Source organism: Microcystis aeruginosa FD4 (assembly GCF_009792235.1).
GTDB classification, from domain to species: Bacteria; Cyanobacteriota; Cyanobacteriia; order Cyanobacteriales; family Microcystaceae; genus Microcystis; species Microcystis viridis.
This window is the reverse complement of sequence record NZ_CP046973.1, coordinates 4,873,517-4,895,271: the sequence shown is the minus strand read 5'-3', so window position 1 is coordinate 4,895,271 and position 21,755 is coordinate 4,873,517. Positions and strand designations below refer to the sequence as shown.

Genomic DNA, 21,755 nt, shown 5'->3' with positions numbered 1-21,755 from the left:
TCCAAAAGTTAGTTTGGGTCTAGGTTTTAAAAATCCCACAAAAGAAGATTCATATCTCAAATCAGCAACGCCTTAAAAATCCCACACAAGAAGATTCATATCTCAAATCAGCAACGCCTATTATGCAACGCCAACTTTTAGAGCTTCTTGGCAAGCTGCGATTGCTTTTTCTATATTCTCCGCTTTATCTCCTCTAATTCTTTCTGTGTAAGCAGCCGCGAGATTATTCTGTGTGGTTGCCCAATCTTGAGGAAATGCCTCAAAAGTATAAACTTTCAAGACTTCTTGATAATAGGCGATCGCTTTTTCAATATTCTCAGCTTTATCATCCCTAATTCTGTTACGGTAAGCAAGAGCAAGATTATTTTGCGTGGCTGCCCATTCTTGGGGAAAAGCTGCCAAAGTTCTCACTTTCAGGGCTTTATTAGCAGCCTCAATTGCCATCTCCAAATTTTCAGCTTTATCGCCTCTGATCCTATTCAGGTAAGCATTAGCAAGACCATCCTGCGTATTACCCCAATTTTTGGGAGAAGATTCCAAAGTCCAGACTTTCAATGCATTAGTAAAAGCAGAAATTGCCATTTCTAAATTCTTAGCCTTATCTTCTTTGATTCTCTTCAGGTAAACAGCGGCCAGATTATAATTGGTAATTGCCCAATCTTGGCTCTTCTCGACTTTGTGTGATAATCAGTGCTTATCATTCGTAGGAGTCTTGCTAGGCAAAGCTTTGAAGACTATGTTTCTGGAAAATTATCCCTATCCTTCTTCCTTCCACACAGAAACCAGAAGAGCCCAATCTTGGGGAGAAGCTTCCCAGGTATAAACTTTTAAGGCTTCCTGATTAGCGACAATTGACTTTTCTAAATTCTCGACTTTGTCGCCTCTGATTCTGTCATAGTAAATAAGAGCAAGATTATATTGTGTTAAGGCCCAACTCTGGGGAAAAGCTTTTTCAGTATAAACTCTCAAGGCTTCAGTAAAACCAGTAATTGATTTTTCTAAATTGTCAGCTTTATTGCCTCTAATTCTTTCAGAGTAAGTAACAGCGAGATTTAGCTTGGTAACTGCCCAATCTCGGGGAAAAGCTCCTTTAGTATAAACTCTTAAGGTTATTTCATAACCAGCAATGGCAATTTCCTTATTAGCGGCAATACTACCTAGTGTGAATTTTTGTACTAATTCACTGAAGTACCAAATATTTCCAGCAATAAAATAGGCTTCTTTTGTATCAACGGATGCTAGTTTATCATTTGCCCAACTATCAAGAATATATATCAAATTTTCATCCAATTTATCCAGATTTTGCGCCCAGAAGGGATAAATAACTTGAGGATTAGGATTCTCTTGGACTTTTCGTAATGTCTCCATTAAGAAATTGAGATAGTTTTGCGGGGTGTTGGCGGTTGCCGTGGTTTCATCCCCCAATAACCCTAATGCTGCTGCTAACTGTTGTGCCATATTCAGCAACCATCGCGCCTCATTTTCCCTTCCTGCATTCCCGAATTGTTGCGCTACGGCTACCATTACCTGTACCAACCTCATCCAGCAATTCCTGATTTTCCTGTAAGATTCGGGGTTCATCGCTATTATTGCAAGATAATAGCTGATTAATGAGGTTTAGGTATGTTTGGGTGCGTTGTTCGTTCATAGCGTGGTAGATGGGGAATTGATGGGTAGGGGCGAAGCATTCGGATAAAAAATTTAGGATTTTAGTGATAAGTTATTGCCCAAATGCTTCGCCCGTACAGTGATTTAATGGGGAGATTATCGTGATTGTATCACAGGGATAATAGGCGAAGGTTATTGTCTGGGGTAGGGGCGAAACATTCGGATAGAAAATCTAGGGTTTCAGCGATAGGTTATTGCCCGAATGCTTCGCCCGTACAGATTATTTGCCCCTACATTGGTTTGAATTTATTAAGATTGTTTTCGTCTTGTTGCCAATTTCGCGGATTGTCAAGAATGTATTGCCGGATTTTTTGATAAGAATCTTCATTGCGAATGATATGTTCATAATAATTGCGATGCCAAACTTTCAGGCGATCGCTACATAAACGATTGATTTTACGAGTAGAGATTGATTTAAAATTCTGCACAATAGCCCCCAAAGATTCTGGCATTGTACCGCGAGGATATTGAGAATAGTATTCGGTCTTTTCCAGAGCTTGATTTTGTATTAATATAATTCCATGAATATGATTGGGCATAACAATAAAAGCATCTAGTTCAATAAATTTAAAATTTAGAGGTAGTCTGTACCATACTGTTTCAATAGTATCACCAAGTAAATTTTGCTTCATATTTCCTTCAACAATTTCACCAAATAAATACTGCTTTTGATAAGAACAAATTGTTATATAATAAGCTCCATTAAGTCTATAATCATAGCCTTTCAAGCGAATAGATTGTCGATATTTTTTCAGTTCATTCATGGCGTGGTAGATGGGGAATTGATGGGTAGGGGCGAAGCATTCGGATAAAAAATTTAGGATTTTAGTGATAAGTTATTGCCCAAATGCTTCGCCCGTACAGTGATTTAATGGGGAGATTATCGTGATTGTATCACAGGGATAATAGGCGAAGGTTATTGTCTGGGGTAGGGGCGAAACATTCGGATAAAAAATTTAGGATTTTAGTGATAAGTTATTGCACGAATGCTTCGCCCGTACAGGGATTAAATGGGGAGATTATCAGAATTGTATCACAGGGATGATAGCCGAAAAAAATCCTAGTCAATCCAACAATCAAAAAAATCATAATTTAGACAGAATTGGGTGCGTTGTTCGTTCATGGGTTGATTTTTTTATAAAAGTTTTTTAAATTCTTCAATAGTTAATCCAGAACCTTTAATAATTGTTCCCATTGTATAAGCATTGATTGGATTAGACCTTGGAATAGTGAGAATATGTTGTCCATCAGTTATGGTAATATGTTTTCCCGGTCGAACAATCTGAAATCCTGCTTTTTCAAACGCTTTAATTGCTCGTTGATGATTAATTCCAGCAAGACTAGGCATGATTTAATTCAACTTCTACATAATAAGATTCGATCCCTTGATTTAATTCCTCAGCCACTTCTAAATAAGACTGAATTGCATCTTGAATATTATTGAGTGCTTCTTCTTTAGTTGTCCCTTGAGAAGCACAACCAGGTAAACTAGGACACCAAACGGCATATCCCTCTTCTGATTGCTTGAGATTGACTTGATATTGCATATTTTTAAGATCATCCCGTCCTTAATAAAAATTTTGGCAAAACTATTATTATCATAACATCACCTAAGCATTGCGCTACTGCTACCATTGCCTATCTGGTGGGGAGATTATCATAATTATATCCCAAGGATAATGGCCAAAAATAACCATAGTCAATCAAACAATCAAAAATGAGGAGTATGATTGTTAAGATTATGCTTGAATGAAGACTATAATCGAGAGATTATCAGAATAGAAAATCTAGGGTTTCAGCGATAGGTGATGCCCAAATAGATAGTCAACAGTTTAGTTGAAACCCGATTAAATTTTCGATCGCTTTGACCAAATCTTGATTAGTCCAATTCTGGTACAGACAAGCAGCGATCGCACATCCCCCCGCACCGACTCCTTCCTTGACGAAACCTTGTTCATAAGCTTGCAAAACCGGGTATTTAGAGGCGGAAAAGTTTAATTGTGTGGCTAATAGGGGCAATTTTCCGATCAGGCGGGCTAATCCCACCGTATCCCCCGTTTTATCTTCCGCTACCCAGCGAGTTGTGCCGACGAGGATATTTTCCCAGTTAACGGGATAGGCATATTTAGCCACTAGAGCTTGAATTAGGGCAGAAACGGCTAACATTTGGGTTCCTCCGGCGAGGAGTACCCCACCCTGCCCACTGGCGGCGATCGCCATGCCAGCAACGAAAATCTGCTGAGGATCGCCTAGTGCGGCGATTACCTCAAAAGGATCAAAAATTTCTTTTCGGGCTAATCCCTGCTCAACTATTGCCTGTTTCTGGGCATGATTGCACTGGGGATGGCTGCTATTCACTTTGCCCTTGGCTCGATAACCCAATCCAGTTAGGATGGCGAGGGCGGTGGTGGTGCCACCGACCACACACTCGCCGATAATTAGATAACCAGACTGGCGGGCTAATTTTTCTCCCCAAGCTAATCCTTGGGCGAACAGGTGTTTTACTATGGGGAGATCTAGGGCGCGGCCGGTGGAGAGACAACGGGCCGGTTGTCCCCCCAGTTCGATATAATCGACGGCCGGGGGCAAGGGTAAACCGGCGTTAAAAACCCGGACAGGAATAGCTAATTTTTCCACTACGGCGCGGGTAATATAGGCAGGGGAGGCTCCCACCGTTAGGGGAGGCAAGGGATAACGGGGATGGGGTGAAACTCCTTTAACGATAAATTCGGCATCGGCGATCGCTGTATATTTTCTATCTTCCGGGGTAGCACCGGCGGTGGAGATTCCGGGGATTAATCCTGTCTCGGTAAAGCCTAAAACTAGGGCAAATATCGGACAAGATTTTTGATGGCGCTGTAACCAATTTTGCCCCCGTTCGACTTCCGTGTAAATTTTAATCATCCGTTGATTTTGTCCCATTACTTATCACTATTTCGCTCTCTCCATGAGATAATAGTTGAGGCTGCATCTCAATTTTGTCGAAATATCTAGATGATATTTTGGGCGCACGCAGTTCGATCAACTCACTGACCACGGTGCGCCCCTACGATTGGCGCAATAATATTATTGTAGGGGCGAATTGCATTCGCCCTCTTTGAATAAGTAGGGAGGCACAATTATTTGTAGTATGGGTTAGCAGTAGCGTAACCGATGCGGGCGTTGGGTTTCATGCCTCAACCGTTCGGCAAAAGCTCACGGCCGAAGCTCAACCTACGTTCATCTTATATTTAATTCCACCCACCTACTTAACTGCTGCTGCTCACCATAGGTGAGGGAAAGTCACCAATAGGAGAGCTCTTCGGGATTTGTTATGCAAATAATTAACTAAAAATAAAATTCGATGAGATTGCCTACGCCTAAAAGTAGCTGAAATCCATAGGGGGAAGGACTTAAGGCGCAAGCAGGTTAACACCAAAAGATAGACAATCGAGTTAAGATTTGATATCTTACTCAAAAACCAGAGTATTTTACTGATGATACTTGACAAATTTTTGAACCTAGAAGGAACCTCTATTCAAGGCTATCGACACCTAGAAAATATCGGTATAGTCTGACGAATCGAATCGAAAAATCAAAAAGCGACCTGTCCTCGTTGTGGATTAGAGAGCGATAAACTACACCAAAATCATCGACATTTAGTCAAAGATTTACCGCTCTCAGGACAACCAGTATAACTACAAGTTAATCGTCGTCAATTTAAGGGCGATAATTGTCAGAAACCCTTTAGTGAGAAGTTAGATTTTGTCGCCAGTAAACGATGGGAAGTGGGGAGCAGGGAGCAGGGGAGCAGGGGAAGTGGAGAGCAGAAATAAAAAAGCTGACTGCTAAAAAGCAGTTTTAGTAGATTTAGATACGGGAAAACTAATGCTATTATAGAGAAGCGAACACAACATGAGTTGAGAAAAACGCTTACAGGCTGGGGGAAAGAGGTGTTAGGGCCAATTGAAGAAGTGAGCATAGACCTTTGGCTAACCTATAAAAATTTAGTGAAAGAATTGATGCCATCGGCCGAGGTAGTCGCCGATAGATTCCATGTAATGAAACAAATTAATCAAGAGTTAGACGAACAGAGAAGAGACGTTCGGCGATGCTCAGTCGAGCCGCAGAAAAAAGAGCCGGGTCAGCGCAGAAAAATAAAAAACAGAAAGCGGAAAAAGAAGCGAAGCTAGAAGTTTTAAAGCGAAGTAAATATAGCCGGTTAAAAAATGAAGAAGATTTAACGGAAACCCAAAAAATCAAACTAGAAGCTATCAAAGAAAATTGACCAAATTTGAAAAAGATGCAGGAATTAAAGGAAGAATTCAGAAAGATTTATGAAACCTCAGAGAATCCGACAGAAGGACTGCTATCCATCTCGGAATGGTTGGCAAAATCCTCCAGTATTTTTACCAAGAGTTATCAAACAATCCGAAACTGGTTTGGAGAAATCATTAGTTATTTCGAGCGAAGGAAACGAATGGGGTGGTCGAGGGAATCAACAATAAACTTAAACTAATAAAACGAAGAGGCTATGGCTTGAGAAACTTTCGGAATTTTTGGGTTAGAAGTATGTTGTCTTGGCATCTTGTCTGTTGATTTAGCATAAAGAGCAACGAAGAGCCAGGAACTTTAGCGGTTTTTAATTGTTTTCCTCGGATAGCTTATAGTCAACCGCTACTCGTCAGCAAAGAATCAACCACACCCACCTCAATCGTAATTGATGATGATGAGATGACACAACTTCCCAGGGTGCATCTCAGTTTTGCAAAAATATTGGGTTTGGAAAGCTGACAATACCTAAAATCTTGAGGCTCTCTTGGACATTGGCTGAAAAATGTTCACCATGTCACATTATGGGCGCAAGCAGTTCGATCAACTCACTGACCACGTTGCGCCCCTACGGCCGCGCGTGGTGTGATTGGTAGGGGAGTATAGCGTACGCCCTTTCTTCGCTCAGATAAGCTGATCACCATAACTCCAAGAGAGCCAATCTTTATCTGTATAGATTGACAATCGCCTATCCTTAGATTAGCTGAATCTCCCCCGTCCCCCTTGCCTTTTGCCTCATCTCAACAAGCAATTTAAATGTGCGGGCAGCTTACCCTGACAGCTGAGAACCTTGCCGTTGACTGACTACCCCATCGAGGTTTTCTGAGTCTCAAGAAATTTTTTGTTAAAATTTGCAACATAACTTAACAATGTGTTACGATATTTAACATAAGCATACAAAAGGAGCCTCCTCATGACTGCCCGCGGCTACACCACCGAAGAACAAGGAAGACTGAATAATTTTGCTGTCGAACCGAAAATGTACGTTGATAGTTCTAGCAGTCTTGGTTTTACCAAAAACGCTGAAAAATTGAATGGCAGACTAGCTATGATTGGCTTTGTCTCTCTTTTGGCCATTGAAGTGTTAACCGGTAAAGGAATCATTGCTTGGATTACCAGTCTCTAAGAATCGACAATCCCGTCGCGCCGAGCGGGGAGTTCAGTCCCCGCTCGGGAGGGGTGATTCAGATGGGGTAAATGCCCTCAAAAACAGCCTTAGCTGAACCGGTCATGTAAACCCGGTTATCAGTTTCGCACCAGTGAATCTGAAGACAACCACCGGGTAGTTCCACGGTACAACAGCGATCGCATTTTGCCGTTAACACGGCCGCCACCACCACAGCACAAGCACCAGTACCGCAAGCGAGAGTAATTCCCGCTCCTCTTTCCCAGACACGCATCTTCATATAATCCGGCGCGATTACTTCTACGAACTCCACATTAGTCCGTTGGGGAAAAACTGGATGATGCTCAAATTTTGGCCCGATAGTTTCTAGGGGAATAGAGGCCAGATCATCGACAAAAGTGACACAGTGGGGATTACCCATACTAACGCAAGTAATTAACCAATCTTTGCCCTCCACCTCTAGGGGAACAGCGAGGGTTTTTTCGGTCCAGTTGACCAAGGTGGTGGGGATTTCACTGCCTAGCAGTTGCGGCGGCCCCATATCGACCGTCACCTGTTCGTTGGCTTCTAAACGGGGAATCATCGTTCCTGCTAGAGTATGAATGCGATAGGTTTGCCCAATACTGTTGTTAGCCTCTAAACGGCTAATAAATTGGGCTAGACAGCGAATACCGTTACCACACATTTCCGGTTCCGAACCATCAGAGTTGAAAATTCTCATGGTGTAGTCGGTTTCTGCTTGGCCGGGAAGCACAAAAATCACGCCATCAGCACCGACCCCAAAATGTCGATCGCACATAGCCACGGCCATTTCCGCTCTGATCAGGGGTTCGGGACTGTGACGGTTATCTATCAAAATAAAATCATTGCCCAGGCCTTGATATTTGGTGAAGGGGATTTTCATGGTCAATAAAAGCTGCTCAACAGGAATAATAATAGAGGATGAACACCTCATCGATAAACTCATTATGTCTCAATTCGATCCCGGTCTACCGAGTATTAGACAAGTACAGAGCTATATTCAAGAGAAACAGGAAGTAGAAATTAAGTTGAGCACCGATGATCTCCTCGTTGGTCGCATCCTTTGGCAAGATGTTAACTGTCTATACCTGGTTGATCACTACGATAAACCCACTTTAATTTGGCAACAGTCTCTGGTTTATTTAAAACCTAAAGCCTAGGGGGAAATTGGCGATATTTGGCGGTGGGATGCCTCCCTGACGCATCAAAAATTCAGTAGCAAGCAGATAGCTTTTGATCAAATATACATCCCTCTTCTGTCAGGGTAGGGCTGATTCATTCTCCGAATCTAATTCTTTTTTTTGCTACCTTTAATCGCTTATGAGGTAAGCAAAGCACGACGTTTAAAAAAAATTTTTCAGATATTTATTCCGAGAAATCGACTAAAAACGTTGCCAGATAAAGATTGGAGAGAATGACATTTGAGAGAATGAAACGACCCTACTCTCGGCCTAGCAATGCTCTAAAGTTAATAAATATCAATCTAACAAAAACTCAAAGTCTTAGTATACAAGCTTTACAAGCATGAGTTATTGATAGTTTTACATGACAGGTTCGGTAGAGCCTTAAAAGCTTGGCTCTGTGTTTTTTTACTCCTCGATTAATTGATTACTTTTCTTTTCGACTGATAAATTCTCTGTTAGAATCCGTTTTTCCCTGTCATTTCTGTCTTCCCGTTCCCTAGAGTGATAGAAGAGGGATATCACCATCACCGCTCAACACCCAACCCCTAACTAAAACTTTTAGGATCGAAGACATCCCGCAAACCGTCACCGATAAAATTAATACTTAACACCGTGATCACAATAGCTAGGGCGGGAAAAATGACCAAGTGAGGAGCAGTTGTCAAGTAATCTTTAGCTTTAAATAACATTTGTCCCCAAGTCGGTACATCGGGGGGGAAACCCAAACCCAAAAAACTCAGCGTGGACTCGGTAATAATCCCATTACCCACGGCTAAAGTGGCGGCCACGATCATCAGTCCCAAAACATTAGGTAATAAATGCACCAGGATTAAACGCAAAGGAGTGGCCCCCAAAGCAATCGCGGCTGAGATAAACTCCATCTCCCGTAATTTTAAAAAATTTCCCCGCACCAATCGCGCCACCGACATCCAATTTAAACCCCCGATTACTAAAACCACGAGCATAAAAATGCCCGTTTCTGGTCCGGCGATTTTTTTGATGCTCTCGCGAAATAGATAGACAATCATTGACGCTCCCATCGCACTCATGGGAGGGATTCCCTGTTCATCCAGTTACCTTATCTATTAAGCGAAAGCTTAATAGACAGTGGGTAGTCTGTAGTCGGGCTTGAATTTCTGTCCGCCCGACAGTATTTGCGCGTGCGAGGATGTTTATAGCAGCGTTTTCATCTCTGTCTAAAACACATCCACAAGAACAAATATGAGTTCTAACAGACAATGTTTTCTTGACAATGGAACCACAATTAGAACATTCTTGACTTGTATATTGTGGATTGACCGCTATAACGAACTTCCCGTGTATTTGTCCAAAGTAGTCCAACCAATTGGTGAACATAGACCAACTTGCATCACTAATAGACTTAGCAAGCTTTCTATTTTTCACCATAGGAGAAACCTTCAAGTCTTCATAGACTACCAAATCGTTAGATTGGATTAACGCTTTTGCTGTCTTAACGGCAAAATCTTTACGTTGTCGAGAAACTTTTAAATGAAGGCGACCTACTTGAGATTTTTGTTGTTGACGTTTTTGACTTCCCTTTTTCTTTTTAGAAAGCTGGCGTTGAGCTTTCCTCAAGCGTTTTTCTGCTTGACGAAGAAACCGAGGGTTATCAACTTTATCTCCATTGGAATCAGTCAAGAAATGGTTTAGTCCTAAGTCAATCCCCACTTCTTTTCCTGTAGATTCAAGAGGTTCTATCCGCTCAATGTCTAAGACAAATTGACAATAGAACCCGTCTGCTCTTTTAAGGGGCCTAACTCTTTTGATGGAAGATTTATCAAGAATGTCACGGTTAAAACTGCCGAGCAGCTTTAATTTACCTATCCCTGTTTTATCCGTGATCTGGATAAACTTTTTATCTTCTGTGATTTTCCAGCCAGAAGATTTGTACTCGACCGACCGAGAATACTTTTTGAATTTAGGATAGCCTTTCTTGGCTAAACCTTTTTGACAATTGTGGTAGAAACGGGAGATGGCAAACCACGCTCTTTCGCCACTGGCTTAACGAGCCATAGAGTTGAGATTGACCAGAAAAGGGAAATCAGAGTTCTTGCTTAATTCGGTAACGTAACGACACAAAGAAGCATAATTTACTTGGTCTTCTTTAGTAGAGTCCATCCAGAACCTTAGACATTTATTTCTAACAAATTGCCCAATTCTTATAGCCTCAGAGCTGGCTACCTGTTGCTGTTGTGAGACTTTTAGCTTAAACTCTATGACTCCCATTGAACCGACCTCTCAATGGTTTATATTAACAGTATATCACCTTCAGTCCACAGACTGTCAAGAGCCTGAAAGCTGTTTACGTTAAAACTCACAGGGCTACGTTTAATCTCGTTGAAAACCAAGACTAAGAGCGAATATTAGCTGTGCTTCGCTGTCTTAATATTGGTCGGATTTTCATCTCCGAGGTAAAACCGAGAGCCTTCAATCCGACATTCAAGGTAAAATTGCCTTGGCTATCAATGAATCCTAACAACAAAGCAGATTGTTGGGGAATAACATATAGCGGTATGCAGTCGAATGAGGTATACTGCAACAAGCTATAAGTCAGTCTAGGCAAGACGATGGTCTGTATCTCACTCAAGCGAATACCGCTATCGTTAATCGCGCCGTCGGGGGCGCGTCTAACTCTCACCACCTTTAGGGTCGCGCGGCCGATATTCGCCCGAGTAATCCCGCTTCTTTGGCTAAGTTTCAAGCTTGGCTGCATCTGCACTGGTTCGGGGCGTTAGGGTATGGGGCGCGGCGCGGTTTCGTTCATCTCGACGCTCGGAACGGGAAGGGGTGGCAAAGCAGTGGCGAAAAAGGAGCAAGATGGAATTATTAGGGTTGTTTGTCAGTTGTCAGTCGTTCGATCGCTCACTGTTGTGGCGATCATTTTTTTGTTTGGGGTATCTCCATACTTAATTTCCTCGTGGCACAATAGAGACAAAGTATAAAAAACTTAACAATAAGGAGGGGTTCGATGGTTGCCACACCAGTCAAAACAAAACGTCTCACCGTGCAGGTGGCCAATCTCACCACAGACACCACCGCTATTCGTTCCCTCGATTGGGATCGCGATCGCTTCGATATTGAATTCGGATTACAAAACGGTACGACTTATAACTCCTATCTGATTCGTGGGGAAAAAATCGCCCTTGTGGATACCTCTCACGAAAAATTCCGTCAACTATATTTTGATAGCCTCAACGGATTAATTAACCCCCAAGAAATCGATTATTTAATTATCAGTCATACCGAACCCGATCACAGTGGGTTAGTCAGAGATATGCTACAACTCGCTCCCAATATTACCGTCGTTGGGTCGAAAGTAGCAATTCAGTTTTTAGAGAATTTAGTTCATCATCCCTTTCAACGTCAACTGGTCAAAAATGGTGATCAGTTAGACCTAGGCAATGGTCACATTCTCGAATTTGTTAATGCTCCTAATTTACACTGGCCCGATACTATTTTTACCTACGATCACGGTTCGGGAATTTTATTTACCTGTGATGCCTTCGGAATGCACTATTGTTCCGATGATCTTTACGATGAGCAATTAAGTGCTATTGAACCAGATTATCGCTTCTATTATGAATGTTTAATGGCTCCTAATGCTCGTTCGGTACTAGCGGCGATGAAACGGATGGAACCCCTAGGTAATATTAATCTCGTGGCTAATGGTCATGGACCAGTATTAAAACATAATGTTACTGAATTATTGACCCGTTATCGTGATTGGAGTCAGGCACAAACTAAGGCAGAAAAAACCATTGCTGTTTTCTATATTTCCGATTATGGTTATAGCGATCGCCTCTGTCAATCGATTGCCAAAGGTATTACTAAAACTGGTGTGGCGGTAGAAACTCTAGACCTGAAATCCGCCGATCCCCAAGAGGTAAAAGAATTAGCTTCTTCTGCGGTGGGAATCGTCATCGGTACTCCCCCCGTTTCTGGTATTAATGCCCAAGAAATTACGGGTAATTTAGGCACAATTCTCGCCTCGGTTAACCCCAAACAATACCTCGGAATGTTTGAATCTCAAGGGGGTGATGATGAATCAATTTTACCTCTATTTAATAAGTTTCGTGAAGTTGGTTTAACCAAAGCTTTCGATCCCATTCGTAGCACAGAAACTCCTAACGAGAGTCTCTATCAACGCTGTGAAGAAGCGGGTACAGATATGGGACAACTATTAACCCAAGAGGTAAAGGTTAAACAAAGAAAATCCCTCGATACTGACCTTGATAAAGCCATCGGACGGATTAGCGGTGGTTTATATATTATTACCACCAAGAAAGGAGATAGAAGCGGGGCAATGGTCGCTTCTTGGGTAACTCAAGCAAGTTTTGATCCTCCTGGTTTTACCGTTGCTGTGGCCAAAGATCGGGCGATCGAGTCTTTACTGCAAGTGGGGGATCAATTCATTTTAAATATTCTGGAAGAAGGCAATTATCAAACCCTGATGAAACACTTTTTAAAACGTTTCGGCCCGGGGGAAGATCGTTTTGCAGGAGTCAATACTCGCATTGCTAATAATGGTTCCCCAATTTTAGCTGATGCTCTCGCTTATTTAGAATGTGAGGTAGTTAGTCGCATGGAATGTGCTGACCACTGGATTGTTTACAATAAAGTCACCGATGGTCGCGTTTCTAAACCTGATAGTTTAACGGCCGTTCACCATCGCAAAGTCGGTAATTATTATTAGGATTCTTGCTTGATTTGACTGGTTGAGAAAATACAGATCAAGATGCTTGCTCTCAGCTTTTGAGATTGTTTAACCTCTCAACCAGTTAGTCAGCTTTTTCCAGTGATCAGTAAACAGTGAACAGTAATCAGTGAACCGAAAACTCATACTAAATCCGTTGAGTATAGGCTACATATCAGGAGAGGCACTCATGCAAGAGGCACTCATGCAAAACGGAGAATAAATAATCAGTTTTTAATAACCGGATTTAGTATCACATCTGATCACTGATTACTTACCCACTGATAACTGATAACTGATCACTGATCACTGTTCCTATTGACTAATACCCGCAGATTTAAGGGCTTTTTCCATTAAAATTACATGGGTACTGCTTTCCTGTCCCTCATTGTCAGGACGACGCTGAATATAACTGCCATCGGATTGTAATTCCCATGCTTGTCGGTTATCTGACAACATGATGCCGAGAATTTCTTCCAGTTCCTTGGCGATCGCTGGTTCAGCGATGGGTGTCACTGCTTCCACGCGACGAGTCAGGTTCCGCGTCATCCAATCGGCGCTACCAATATACACCTCCTCCTGACCACCATTGTAGAAGTAAAAAATGCGGGAATGTTCCAAAAAGCGGCCGATAATGCTAATTACTCGGATATTATCGCTCACTTCTGGCAATCCGGGCCGTAAACAACAGATCCCGCGAATAATTAAGTCAATCTGCACACCGGCACGAGAAGCGGCGTATAAGGCTTCTATAATCGGTTTATCGACAAGAGCGTTCATTTTTGCGACAATGCGCCCCGTACCGCCATTTTTACAGTTTTTGGCCTCGCGATCGATCATTGCCAACATCCGTTTTCGCAAACTCACCGGAGCAACTAAAAGTTGGCGATAGGATTGCTGACGGGAGTATCCAGTCAGAAAGTTAAATAAATCGGTGATATCTGCCCCCAAATCCTCGCGACAGCTAAGTAAACCCAAATCAGTGTATAATTTAGCCGTTTTTGGGTTATAATTACCCGTGCCAATATGGAAATAACGACGGATTTTATCCCCTTCTTTTCTGACCACGAGAACCACTTTCGTATGGGTTTTGAGACCAACTAAGCCATAAACAACGTGAACTCCGGCTTGTTCCAGCTTTTTCGCCCAAGTAATGTTATTTTCCTCATCAAAGCGAGCTTTTAGTTCTACTAACGCCGCTACCTGTTTACCATTTTCGGCCGCTGCAATCAGGGAATTGACAATCGGGGAATCTCCGGAAGTACGATACAAAGTCATTTTAATCGCTAAAACATGGGCATCATGGGCAGCCTGGGCGATAAACTGTTGTACTGAGGCACTAAAGGAATGGTAAGGGTGATGAACGAGAATATCGTTATTGCGAATTAAAGTAAAAATATCTTCGCCATCCTGTTCTAGGATTCCGTCTTCGTTACCGTCAACTATTTCCCGCAATCCCTGTAAAACCGCTGGGGTGACGGAATTCCAAGGCGAATCTTTCAGTTCGGGACAGGGTAAAGACAGAAAATAAAATAAATCCTTGTGTCCCAGCAGTCCATCCACATCGTAAACATCGATCTCCTCAAGTCCCAGATCGCGCATGATCCGGTCTTTAATATTGCTAGGGGTAGAACTGTGAATTTCTAGACGTACTGCCGATTTACCGATGCGGCGCTTGCGTACTTCTTCCTCGATCGCTAATAATAAATCATCGGCCTCATCTTCTTCGACGGAGATATCAGCGTTGCGTGTCACCCGAAAAGGATAACATTCTTGAATGATCATGCCGGGGAAAAGTGCCTCTAAATTGTGCATTACCACCTGTTCGAGCGGTACTCCCGTCCAAATCGAAGCTTTTCCGTCTTGGTGGCGTAATTCCTTGGGTAATGCCAGAAAACGGGGGAAAACCTGTGGTACTTTCACCCTGGCAAACAGTTCCTTATCGGTGTCGGGATCGCGAACGACTACGGCTAAATTGAGACTAAGATTAGAAATATAGGGAAAGGGATGACTAGGATCGACCGCGAGGGGAGTTAAAACGGGGAAAATATTTTGTTCAAAGTAATTATGCAGATAATTGCGCTGTTCTTGATGTAAATCCACATAGTTAATCAGATGAATTCCCTGTTCTACTAACAGGTTTTTCAGGGTGTGTTCAAAAAGATGATCCTGTTGCTGGACAAGGGGACGCAGACACTTACTTATCTCGGTTAGCTGTTCTGAGGGAGTCCTACCATCGGCACTTAAAACGGCTACATTTGCCTCTACCTGTTGTTTAAGAACTGCCACCCGTACCATAAAAAATTCGTCGAGATTGGCAGAAAAAATGGCGGTAAATTTTAATCTTTCTAGTAGGGGAGTCCGAGGATCAAGTGCCTCATAAAGCACGCGATGATTAAATTCTAACCAGCTTAATTCTCGGTTAAAGTAATATTGCGAATCTTTAAGATCGATTTCGGAAGTTACGGTAGACGCTTTAGCCATAGAGTCTAATATCCAAATAATAGATTAAACAGTTAGAAACAAGCCACTTCAGCCTAAATTTGACTATTTTTGTCGTTTTTTAGGCTATATTGCCTCAGATTAACCAAAGTTACCCAAATTATCTTGGATGCTAATCCTACTGATTCTAGCCTGACTGGGGAAAAAATCAATTTATTAAAAGGTTAAGAAATCAATCCCGACCGATCAAGGTTAAATTAATCTTTCAGTGAAATTAGAGTGCAAGGAAGAAGAATAGGCTCTTCTAGGTTCTGTGTGAGGATGGTATAATGGTAACACAGAACAGGAGGTGGGTTATGTGGATAAATTTTGAGCAACTCCTCGATTTACCAAATGTAACAGTGGTCAATTATCAAAAAATTGCTCAGACAATTTTCCTAAAGCTCGCTCTTTTAAATGAAACAATTGAATGTCCGAATTGCCATCAAATCTTGGACAGAATCAATCAGACAGAGTATAATCTAGTCAGAGATTTATCAAGATTAGGCAGTCGGGTATATTATATTTAGAAGTGCCACGCCGCCAGTTTCATTGTCAAAAGTGCCAAAAATATATTAGCGAAAGGTTGAGTTTTATGAGATTAAGACAGCCTCAGACAATCCGCTATGAATCGATGATTTATGAGAGAGTAAAAAATTGTAGTATCGAAGAAATAAGTCGAGAAGAAGGGTGAGGATGGGAAGAAGTTGAGTTAATATTTAATCACTGTGCTAAAGAACTAGAAAAGGAAGAGTGGCAAGCACCAGAACGAATAAGCTTAGATGAATTTAGTAACTTAAAAGGACAGAAAGATTTCATAACAACGGTCGTAGATCTGGACAAGAAAATTTTACTAGATGTGATTAAAGGACATAAGCAAGAAGAATTAATGGAAGCCTTAAAAGCATAGCCTCCAGGCGGTTCGAGAGAAGGTGAAGGAGGTGAGCGTCGATATGTGGTCAGGATTTACAGCAGTGATCAAGGAATTATTTCCCAATGCTAAAATCATCTATGACCGTTTTCATGTAATGGCTATCATCAATGACGAGCTTAATAAATTGAGAAAGTTAATGGGGGTGCATGAAAAAGGATTACCTCATTTATTATGGAAGAATAAAGAGGACTTAAAGGACGAGCAAAAACAACAACTAGAAGTTATCCTGAAAGAACATCCCTGCTTAGGAATGGCCTGGGAAATGAAAGAAGAAATTAGACAAATTTATCAAAGTAGTAGGACGTTCAAAGTGCTGAGAGAAAATTGGAAAAATGGATCAGAATAGGCGGGATATTAGATCAAAGTAGTGCCAGTATGATCGGGAAGTGTTGGGTTTCATGCTTCAACCGTTCGGCAAAAGCTCACGGCCGAAGCCCAACCTACGTTCATCTTATATTTAATTCCACCCACCTACTTATATCAAAGTAGTGCCAGTATGATCCAGAAGCATTTGTCGGATATCTGTAATTACTTTAAAAATCAGACAACCAACGGATTAATTGAGGGAATGAATACCAAAATAAAGCTTATTAAAAGAATAAGTTATGGATTTACCAATTTTGAACATCTGACTTAAGCTGTTTGCTTGCTTTAATTCATAACAAAAATTAACACACGAAAACCAGAAGAGCCAAACGAGGTCTATACTGATAGTTTCTTCAGCAAAATAGTCCTAAAAGTCTTGCCAAATAAGCACTTCAGGATTACATAGGGCTGGCTGAATAATGGTAAAACCCTTTTAAAATAAGGCTTTTGACCTGTTAAAATCCGATGTTAGTGCTGCGAAAATAGGATTGGGACCTTCAAAAACCTGGCATTATCCTTTCTATAGCACAAAAGCTAGTACAAAAAAAGCAGGGCAACAAAGCCTGAAACGACCGGCTACTGACGACCGGCTACTGACTCCTAACCCCACCAACACAGTTTTTCAGCAAGCCCTACATAAGCAAAAATTATCACACAAAGTCGAGAAGAGCCAAATCCACTACCACTGTTCAGTATCTAACCCTAATTATTCGCCCTCTTGCCGATTGCCTCGGTTGATTCCCATCCAAATCAAGTAATTTTAGTTGCTCGCCATGGAAATCTGGATTATTTTACGTTTTTCAATCGCCGCTGCCATTATCGCTCTAGTTTGCTGGTCTTTAGCCAGTGTTGTGCGGGATAGTTGGCAAGTTGCCCGACGGATGCACTCCATCCCTTGCTGCCACTGCCGCTACTTTACCAACGATTATCGCCTCAAATGTAGTGTACAACCCAAGAGCGCCAACACCGAACAAGCGATCAACTGCGGCGATTATTTTCCCAGGGCCTAGTCAGCCATAATACCGAAAAGTTTTTCGAGATGGTGCGAAATTTGCTAGTCTAGGCTAAATAGGTCTGAAATAATATAGAAACGTGGATACAATTATTGGTCGGGGCAAAACAGCCCGTAGAGCTTACGGTATCGATGAAATCGCACTTGTACCCAGAGTGCGAACCCTCGATCCTAGTTTAGCCGATACCCGTTGGTCTCTCGGCAATATCGAGCGGGAAATCCCGATTATCGCCAGCGCTATGGATGGGGTGGTCGATACTAAAATGGCCGTCCTTCTCTCCGAGTTGGGGGCGCTAGGGGTACTAAACCTCGAAGGTATTCAAACCCGTTATGAGGATCCTAACCCGATTCTTGATCGCATTACCGCAGTCGGCAAAGCAGAATTCGTCGGTTTAATGCAGGAACTCTACGCAGAACCGATTAAACCGCAACTAATCGAGCTTCGTATCCAAGAAATTCAAGAAAAAGGCGGTATTGCGGCAGTTAGCCTCACCCCTGCCGGTGCCGTCAAATACGGTGCCATCGTTGCCCAAGCAGCGGCCGATATTCTTTTTGTCCAAGCAACCGTTGTTTCCACTGCCCATTTATCCCCAGAAGCTATCACCCCCCTCGATTTAGTGCAACTGTGCCAAGAAATGCCCATTCCCGTGGTTTTGGGTAACTGCGTCACCTACGAAGTCGCCCTTAACCTGATGAAAACCGGGGCAGTCGGGGTTTTGGTCGGTATTGGTCCCGGGGCTGCCTGTACTTCTCGCGGCGTTTTAGGGGTGGGAGTTCCCCAAGCAACTGCCGTGGCCGATTGTGCCGCCGCTAGGGACGATTTTTTCCAAGAAACCGGTAAATACGTCCCCGTTATTGCCGATGGCGGCATTATTACCGGCGGTGATATCTGCAAATGTATCGCCTGTGGCGCCGATGCGGTGATGATTGGTTCTCCCATTGCCCGGTCCGTGGAGGCCCCTGGCCGCGGTTTTCACTGGGGTATGGCCACACCTAGCCCGGTTCTACCCCGGGGAACCCGGATTAGTGTGGGCAGTACGGGAACTATTGCCGAAATCCTCGTTGGACCGGCAAAATTAGATGATGGTACTCATAACCTCTTGGGGGCGCTGAAAACCAGCATGGGAACTTTGGGTGCTAAGAACTTAAAGGAAATGCAACAGGTGGAAGTGGTGATTGCTCCCTCGCTGCTGACGGAGGGTAAAGTCTATCAAAAGGCCCAGCAGTTAGGTATGGGTAAATAAAAGTTATCAGTGAACAGTGATCGGTTATCTGCTTCTCGGGGCAGTTTTTGATTTTTGCCGGAGATGGATTTTCTCCTTGGAATTACCATTCCCTTCAGGTTCGGTTCTGCCGACCCCCACTATCTCAAAAAACTGTTAAATTGGAAGAACCAAAAGGATAGTTTATAAAAAAATTGAGTTAAGGAGATCAAAGGTGTATAGAGAAAACGATCGCCCTCACAATTTATTCGGTACCGATAGTGAATTTTCCGAGAGTTTGTGGCAGTATGTCCAGACCTTAAGTCCAGAAACAATCGCCCAACTCTCGAAACCGGAGTCCCAAGAGGTTTTCCAAGTGATGGAACGCAACATTATCGGACTTTTGGGCAACCTTCCCCCTGAACATTTCGGGGTCACTATCAGTACCAGTCGCGAACATCTGGGCCGGTTATTGGCCTCGGCAATGATGAGTGGTTACTTTCTCCGCAATGCTGAACAGAGAATGAATTTTGAAAAATCCCTCGCTAGTCTCCAGAGCGGTTCTAGCGATGTTTAAAGTTGAGCGGTATTTATGTGGAAAGGGAAAAAGAGGCAATCAGTAATCAGTAATCAGTTATCAGTTGTCCAATTTTAGTTATTTTTTGTTGCATTAATTAGCCATTTTTCTGACAAAGATAACAATATAACTTTGATCTGACTATATAGCGGTATGCAGTCTGCTGAGGTACAAAAGTTATGGGTTTTAGGCAAAAGGCAAAAGGCAAGAGGCAAAAGGGAAGAAAAATAGGTGTACCTCACTAGCTTAGGAAACGCTATAATAACTGATAACTGATAACTGATAACTGATAACTGATTAAAGACAATTTTGCTGCCAGAGTAGTTCTTTTTCGATTCCCTGTTTTTCTCCGGGGGGGACAGTCCTTTCCCGCATAATATAAAGTCGCAGGGATTTAATCTGTTGATCACTACCGTGCTGCTGATTCCAGTTTTGACAGAGATACTGACCAAACTCTCCGTAAACTGACCGACCGATAGCTCGATTAAGATTAATAAAATATACCCGCCACTGCATGGTTTTATACAAACGATTGCGATCGCTATCCGTGGGTTTATCCCAAATTACCGGCTGTCCTTCTCTAAATATATCTACCGTGGAACCATCGGCTAATTTACTGACTGCCACAAACCAAGCATCATCCCGGGGCGGACTAGGGGAGAAAATAGTCCAATATTGGTCTAAACGAGTTATTCTTGCCAGAATATCAATTGTATTAAAAGTACGACGGGTGAGCAAGCGATCGAGGGATTGAATTAAAGGTGTATTTAAATCGCCTCTAATGGCCGATTGCCGGACAAAACTGCGTAAATTCCAGATACTGGTCAACAAGAAGAAGAAAATTACCAAAATATTTAAAGGTAAAGAGGATTTAATCGTCAGGGGACGAAACTTGAGAGGTTTGGTGAAATTGCCCATAAAACGACGATGGGAGGCAATCCACTCATAAATTCTCGTTCCTAGGGTCATGAGGGGCGGTAAACGCAAAATTGGCGCTAAAAACCAGAAAATCGGCGAAAGACTGACAATATAAACCAATGCTGACCATTTAAACCGACGTTTTCCCTGCCAATCTTCCACTACCCAAGAATTTTGGGCCACCATATCCTCGTATATTGAGGGGTTATCCTGAGCGACTAACAGGGGAGTGCCGGGTAAAATGAGAAAAGTGCGGAGAAGATGAACAACTTTCTTGCAAAATCCACAGTCTCGATCATAATTAATCCTTAAACCTTCCCTTTCTGGGTTTATTATTCGTTTTTGTCCCCAATCCCAGACTAAGCTGGGGATGATCGGCAACCAATGGGTAACACTCAAGAAAGGGAAAACCCCTAAATGTAGAATCAGCGCAAAAACCGTATGCAAGAAAATAAAGGAAACTACGGCGATTATTTTAAATAAACTATTGCGAAAGGGAACAAACATCAATAGCGGACCGAACCATTCAAAGCCTAGGGCTGAAATTGTTAGAAATTTGAGGAATTGCTGCGGTAAAGTCAGTAAAAAACTCCCCAAAGCGGTAGCGTATTGATCGTAACTAAGAGAGTAATAAACGGCTGTACCGTCGGGCCACCAAGTCTCACTTTTGAGTTTAAAGACCACTGACCACATATAGATGTAACACACCTGTATCATAAAAGCCACCGTGGCAGCCGAAACCACACGCTTGGGTAAGGGGTTGGGATTGGTGTTTAAGGCACTTTCCACGGAATAACAGGCACCGAGGGGTAAAAACATCGCCCAGAATAATACTGCCCGGATTACGTCATCGGCGGCAAATAGTAACAGGGGGTTGCGATGATGTAAAGAGACGATTAGCGCCCAAGTGGCGATCGTGGCTAAACGGGTATGATAGCCAATTAAAAGCAATAATGCGATCGCTATAGCGACAATAAACAGGATACTCTGCACCAGCACCGAGTCACTGAGAGCAAAAATCGACCAGTAAAAAGGACTAGCAGAGACTTTCGATAAGCTTCCTAGGGGTAAAACCCCTAATTCGCTGTAATGGGCAGTTACTTGGCTAAAACGAACCGATAAATCTACTAAAACCACTAACGCCAAGGCAATGCGAAATAAAGCCAGCGATCGCAGGTCAAACCCGAAAATCTCTGCCAGTCTTTGTCTAAATGATTTTGTCATTATCGCCATAGGATGAT

Annotated in this window: 20 protein-coding genes and 5 pseudogenes; 13 read left to right on the top strand and 12 right to left on the bottom strand. The window is 42.6% G+C overall.

Features of this window, described 5'->3' with window-relative positions:
- Positions 1–120 precede the first annotated feature (120 nt).
- The 6 genes from GQR42_RS24310 to cobT all read right to left on the bottom strand — a co-directional run bounded on the left by GQR42_RS24310 (position 121) and on the right by cobT (position 4,572).
- Positions 121–582, bottom strand: coding sequence for a tetratricopeptide repeat protein (locus tag GQR42_RS24310; protein ID WP_158201938.1), 462 nt, complete (start codon positions 580–582; stop codon positions 121–123).
- A gap of 174 nt (positions 583–756) precedes the next feature.
- The gene (locus GQR42_RS24305) at positions 757–1,581 is read right to left on the bottom strand and encodes a tetratricopeptide repeat protein (RefSeq protein ID WP_233271156.1); all 825 of its coding nucleotides are present in this window, start codon (positions 1,579–1,581) and stop codon (positions 757–759) included.
- 317 nt (positions 1,582–1,898) lie between these two features.
- On the bottom strand, positions 1,899–2,432 hold the full coding sequence (locus tag GQR42_RS24300) for a transposase (protein ID WP_158201936.1): 534 nt from the start codon (positions 2,430–2,432) through the stop codon (positions 1,899–1,901).
- A gap of 371 nt (positions 2,433–2,803) precedes the next feature.
- Entirely contained in the window at positions 2,804–3,016 is a 213-nt protein-coding gene (locus GQR42_RS24295) for a type II toxin-antitoxin system HicA family toxin (protein WP_158201935.1), read from the bottom strand.
- Positions 3,009–3,215: a type II toxin-antitoxin system HicB family antitoxin gene (locus GQR42_RS24290; RefSeq protein WP_158201934.1), complete on the bottom strand. Its 207-nt coding sequence runs from the start codon at positions 3,213–3,215 to the stop codon at positions 3,009–3,011. The genes GQR42_RS24295 and GQR42_RS24290 overlap by 8 nt, the downstream gene beginning before the upstream one ends.
- A 277-nt stretch (positions 3,216–3,492) precedes the next feature.
- On the bottom strand, positions 3,493–4,572 hold the full coding sequence (cobT, locus tag GQR42_RS24285) for a nicotinate mononucleotide-dependent phosphoribosyltransferase CobT (RefSeq protein ID WP_158201933.1): 1,080 nt from the start codon (positions 4,570–4,572) through the stop codon (positions 3,493–3,495).
- Positions 4,573–5,144: 572 nt separating this feature from the next.
- Between cobT and GQR42_RS30200 the strand changes: the two are divergent.
- The 5 genes and pseudogenes from GQR42_RS30200 to GQR42_RS24275 form a co-directional block, all read left to right on the top strand.
- Positions 5,145–5,420, top strand: a pseudogene (locus tag GQR42_RS30200) (transposase family protein); the annotation flags it as partial.
- A 147-nt stretch (positions 5,421–5,567) separates the two neighbouring features.
- Positions 5,568–5,840, top strand: a complete 273-nt coding sequence (locus GQR42_RS30195) for a transposase (RefSeq protein WP_371731163.1) — start codon at positions 5,568–5,570, stop codon at positions 5,838–5,840.
- Complete coding sequence (locus GQR42_RS30190; protein ID WP_371731331.1) at positions 5,759–5,935, top strand: hypothetical protein; 177 nt, start codon at positions 5,759–5,761, stop codon at positions 5,933–5,935. The genes GQR42_RS30195 and GQR42_RS30190 overlap by 82 nt, the downstream gene beginning before the upstream one ends.
- Positions 5,936–5,950: 15 nt before the next feature.
- Positions 5,951–6,246, top strand: a pseudogene (locus GQR42_RS30185) (ISL3 family transposase).
- Positions 6,247–6,892: 646 nt separating this feature from the next.
- Entirely contained in the window at positions 6,893–7,105 is a 213-nt protein-coding gene (locus GQR42_RS24275) for a chlorophyll a/b-binding protein (RefSeq protein WP_158201932.1), read from the top strand.
- A 58-nt stretch (positions 7,106–7,163) separates the two neighbouring features.
- Here GQR42_RS24275 and dapF read toward each other — a convergent pair whose 3' ends face one another.
- Positions 7,164–8,009, bottom strand: a complete 846-nt coding sequence (gene dapF / locus GQR42_RS24270) for a diaminopimelate epimerase (protein ID WP_158201931.1) — start codon at positions 8,007–8,009, stop codon at positions 7,164–7,166.
- A 64-nt stretch (positions 8,010–8,073) separates the two neighbouring features.
- Here dapF and GQR42_RS24265 point away from each other — a divergent pair, with 64 nt between their 5' ends.
- Positions 8,074–8,286: an Hfq-related RNA-binding protein gene (locus GQR42_RS24265; protein ID WP_158201930.1), complete on the top strand. Its 213-nt coding sequence runs from the start codon at positions 8,074–8,076 to the stop codon at positions 8,284–8,286.
- 569 nt (positions 8,287–8,855) lie between these two features.
- On the opposite strand, the pseudogene GQR42_RS24260 reads toward GQR42_RS24265, so the two are convergent.
- From GQR42_RS24260 to GQR42_RS24250, 3 genes and pseudogenes are all read right to left on the bottom strand, one after another.
- Positions 8,856–9,338, bottom strand: a pseudogene (locus tag GQR42_RS24260) (ABC transporter permease); the annotation flags it as partial.
- Between the two features lie 37 nt (positions 9,339–9,375).
- A pseudogene (locus GQR42_RS24255) lies at positions 9,376–10,557 on the bottom strand (RNA-guided endonuclease InsQ/TnpB family protein).
- A gap of 124 nt (positions 10,558–10,681) precedes the next feature.
- Positions 10,682–10,972 carry a hypothetical protein gene (locus GQR42_RS24250; RefSeq protein ID WP_158201929.1) on the bottom strand — a complete coding sequence of 97 codons (291 nt, stop codon included), beginning with the start codon at positions 10,970–10,972 and terminating at the stop codon, positions 10,682–10,684.
- Between the two features lie 45 nt (positions 10,973–11,017).
- Between GQR42_RS24250 and GQR42_RS24245 the strand changes: the two genes are divergently transcribed.
- Positions 11,018–11,161, top strand: a complete 144-nt coding sequence (locus GQR42_RS24245; RefSeq protein ID WP_158201928.1) for a hypothetical protein — start codon at positions 11,018–11,020, stop codon at positions 11,159–11,161.
- Positions 11,162–11,299: 138 nt separating this feature from the next.
- Entirely contained in the window at positions 11,300–13,024 is a 1,725-nt protein-coding gene (locus GQR42_RS24240) for a diflavin flavoprotein (protein ID WP_158201927.1), read from the top strand.
- A 315-nt stretch (positions 13,025–13,339) separates the two neighbouring features.
- Here the strand turns inward: GQR42_RS24240 and ppk1 are convergent, their stop codons facing one another.
- Positions 13,340–15,508 carry a polyphosphate kinase 1 gene (ppk1, locus tag GQR42_RS24235; RefSeq protein ID WP_158201926.1) on the bottom strand — a complete coding sequence of 723 codons (2,169 nt, stop codon included), beginning with the start codon at positions 15,506–15,508 and terminating at the stop codon, positions 13,340–13,342.
- 314 nt (positions 15,509–15,822) lie between these two features.
- Here ppk1 and GQR42_RS29220 point away from each other — a divergent pair, with 314 nt between their 5' ends.
- The 5 genes and pseudogenes from GQR42_RS29220 (at position 15,823) to GQR42_RS24210 (ending at position 19,596) form a co-directional block, all read left to right on the top strand.
- On the top strand, positions 15,823–16,035 hold the full coding sequence (locus tag GQR42_RS29220) for a hypothetical protein (RefSeq protein WP_233271155.1): 213 nt from the start codon (positions 15,823–15,825) through the stop codon (positions 16,033–16,035).
- 423 nt (positions 16,036–16,458) lie between these two features.
- A pseudogene (locus GQR42_RS29215) lies at positions 16,459–17,076 on the top strand (ISL3 family transposase).
- Positions 17,077–17,578: 502 nt separating this feature from the next.
- On the top strand, positions 17,579–17,815 hold the full coding sequence (locus GQR42_RS24220) for a hypothetical protein (RefSeq protein WP_158201925.1): 237 nt from the start codon (positions 17,579–17,581) through the stop codon (positions 17,813–17,815).
- A gap of 82 nt (positions 17,816–17,897) precedes the next feature.
- A complete protein-coding gene (locus GQR42_RS24215) occupies positions 17,898–19,061 on the top strand; it encodes a GuaB3 family IMP dehydrogenase-related protein (RefSeq protein WP_158201924.1) in 1,164 nt (387 codons plus the stop codon).
- Between the two features lie 193 nt (positions 19,062–19,254).
- Complete coding sequence (locus GQR42_RS24210; protein ID WP_158201923.1) at positions 19,255–19,596, top strand: DUF760 domain-containing protein; 342 nt, start codon at positions 19,255–19,257, stop codon at positions 19,594–19,596.
- A gap of 297 nt (positions 19,597–19,893) precedes the next feature.
- On the opposite strand, the gene GQR42_RS24205 is transcribed toward GQR42_RS24210, so the two are convergent.
- Complete coding sequence (locus GQR42_RS24205; protein ID WP_158201922.1) at positions 19,894–21,747, bottom strand: hypothetical protein; 1,854 nt, start codon at positions 21,745–21,747, stop codon at positions 19,894–19,896.
- Between the last annotated feature and the right edge of the window lie 8 nt (positions 21,748–21,755).

Excerpts from the sequence above, each read along its gene's own strand:
- GQR42_RS29220 (WP_233271155.1), top strand. The coding sequence starts at position 15,823 with ATGTGGATAAATTTTGAGCAACTCCTCGATTTACCAAATGTAACAGTG.
- GQR42_RS24265 (WP_158201930.1), top strand. The coding sequence starts at position 8,074 with ATGTCTCAATTCGATCCCGGTCTACCGAGTATTAGACAAGTACAGAGC.
- GQR42_RS24300 (WP_158201936.1), bottom strand. The coding sequence starts at position 2,432 with ATGAATGAACTGAAAAAATATCGACAATCTATTCGCTTGAAAGGCTAT.
- GQR42_RS24240 (WP_158201927.1), top strand. The coding sequence starts at position 11,300 with ATGGTTGCCACACCAGTCAAAACAAAACGTCTCACCGTGCAGGTGGCC.
- ppk1 (WP_158201926.1), bottom strand. The coding sequence starts at position 15,508 with ATGGCTAAAGCGTCTACCGTAACTTCCGAAATCGATCTTAAAGATTCG.
- GQR42_RS24220 (WP_158201925.1), top strand. The coding sequence starts at position 17,579 with ATGGAAATCTGGATTATTTTACGTTTTTCAATCGCCGCTGCCATTATC.
- dapF (WP_158201931.1), bottom strand. The coding sequence starts at position 8,009 with ATGAAAATCCCCTTCACCAAATATCAAGGCCTGGGCAATGATTTTATT.
- GQR42_RS30190 (WP_371731331.1), top strand. The coding sequence starts at position 5,759 with ATGCTCAGTCGAGCCGCAGAAAAAAGAGCCGGGTCAGCGCAGAAAAAT.
- GQR42_RS24275 (WP_158201932.1), top strand. The coding sequence starts at position 6,893 with ATGACTGCCCGCGGCTACACCACCGAAGAACAAGGAAGACTGAATAAT.
- GQR42_RS24295 (WP_158201935.1), bottom strand. The coding sequence starts at position 3,016 with ATGCCTAGTCTTGCTGGAATTAATCATCAACGAGCAATTAAAGCGTTT.
- GQR42_RS24310 (WP_158201938.1), bottom strand. The coding sequence starts at position 582 with ATGGCAATTTCTGCTTTTACTAATGCATTGAAAGTCTGGACTTTGGAA.
- GQR42_RS24205 (WP_158201922.1), bottom strand. The coding sequence starts at position 21,747 with ATGGCGATAATGACAAAATCATTTAGACAAAGACTGGCAGAGATTTTC.
- GQR42_RS24290 (WP_158201934.1), bottom strand. The coding sequence starts at position 3,215 with ATGCAATATCAAGTCAATCTCAAGCAATCAGAAGAGGGATATGCCGTT.
- GQR42_RS24305 (WP_233271156.1), bottom strand. The coding sequence starts at position 1,581 with ATGAACCCCGAATCTTACAGGAAAATCAGGAATTGCTGGATGAGGTTG.
- cobT (WP_158201933.1), bottom strand. The coding sequence starts at position 4,572 with ATGATTAAAATTTACACGGAAGTCGAACGGGGGCAAAATTGGTTACAG.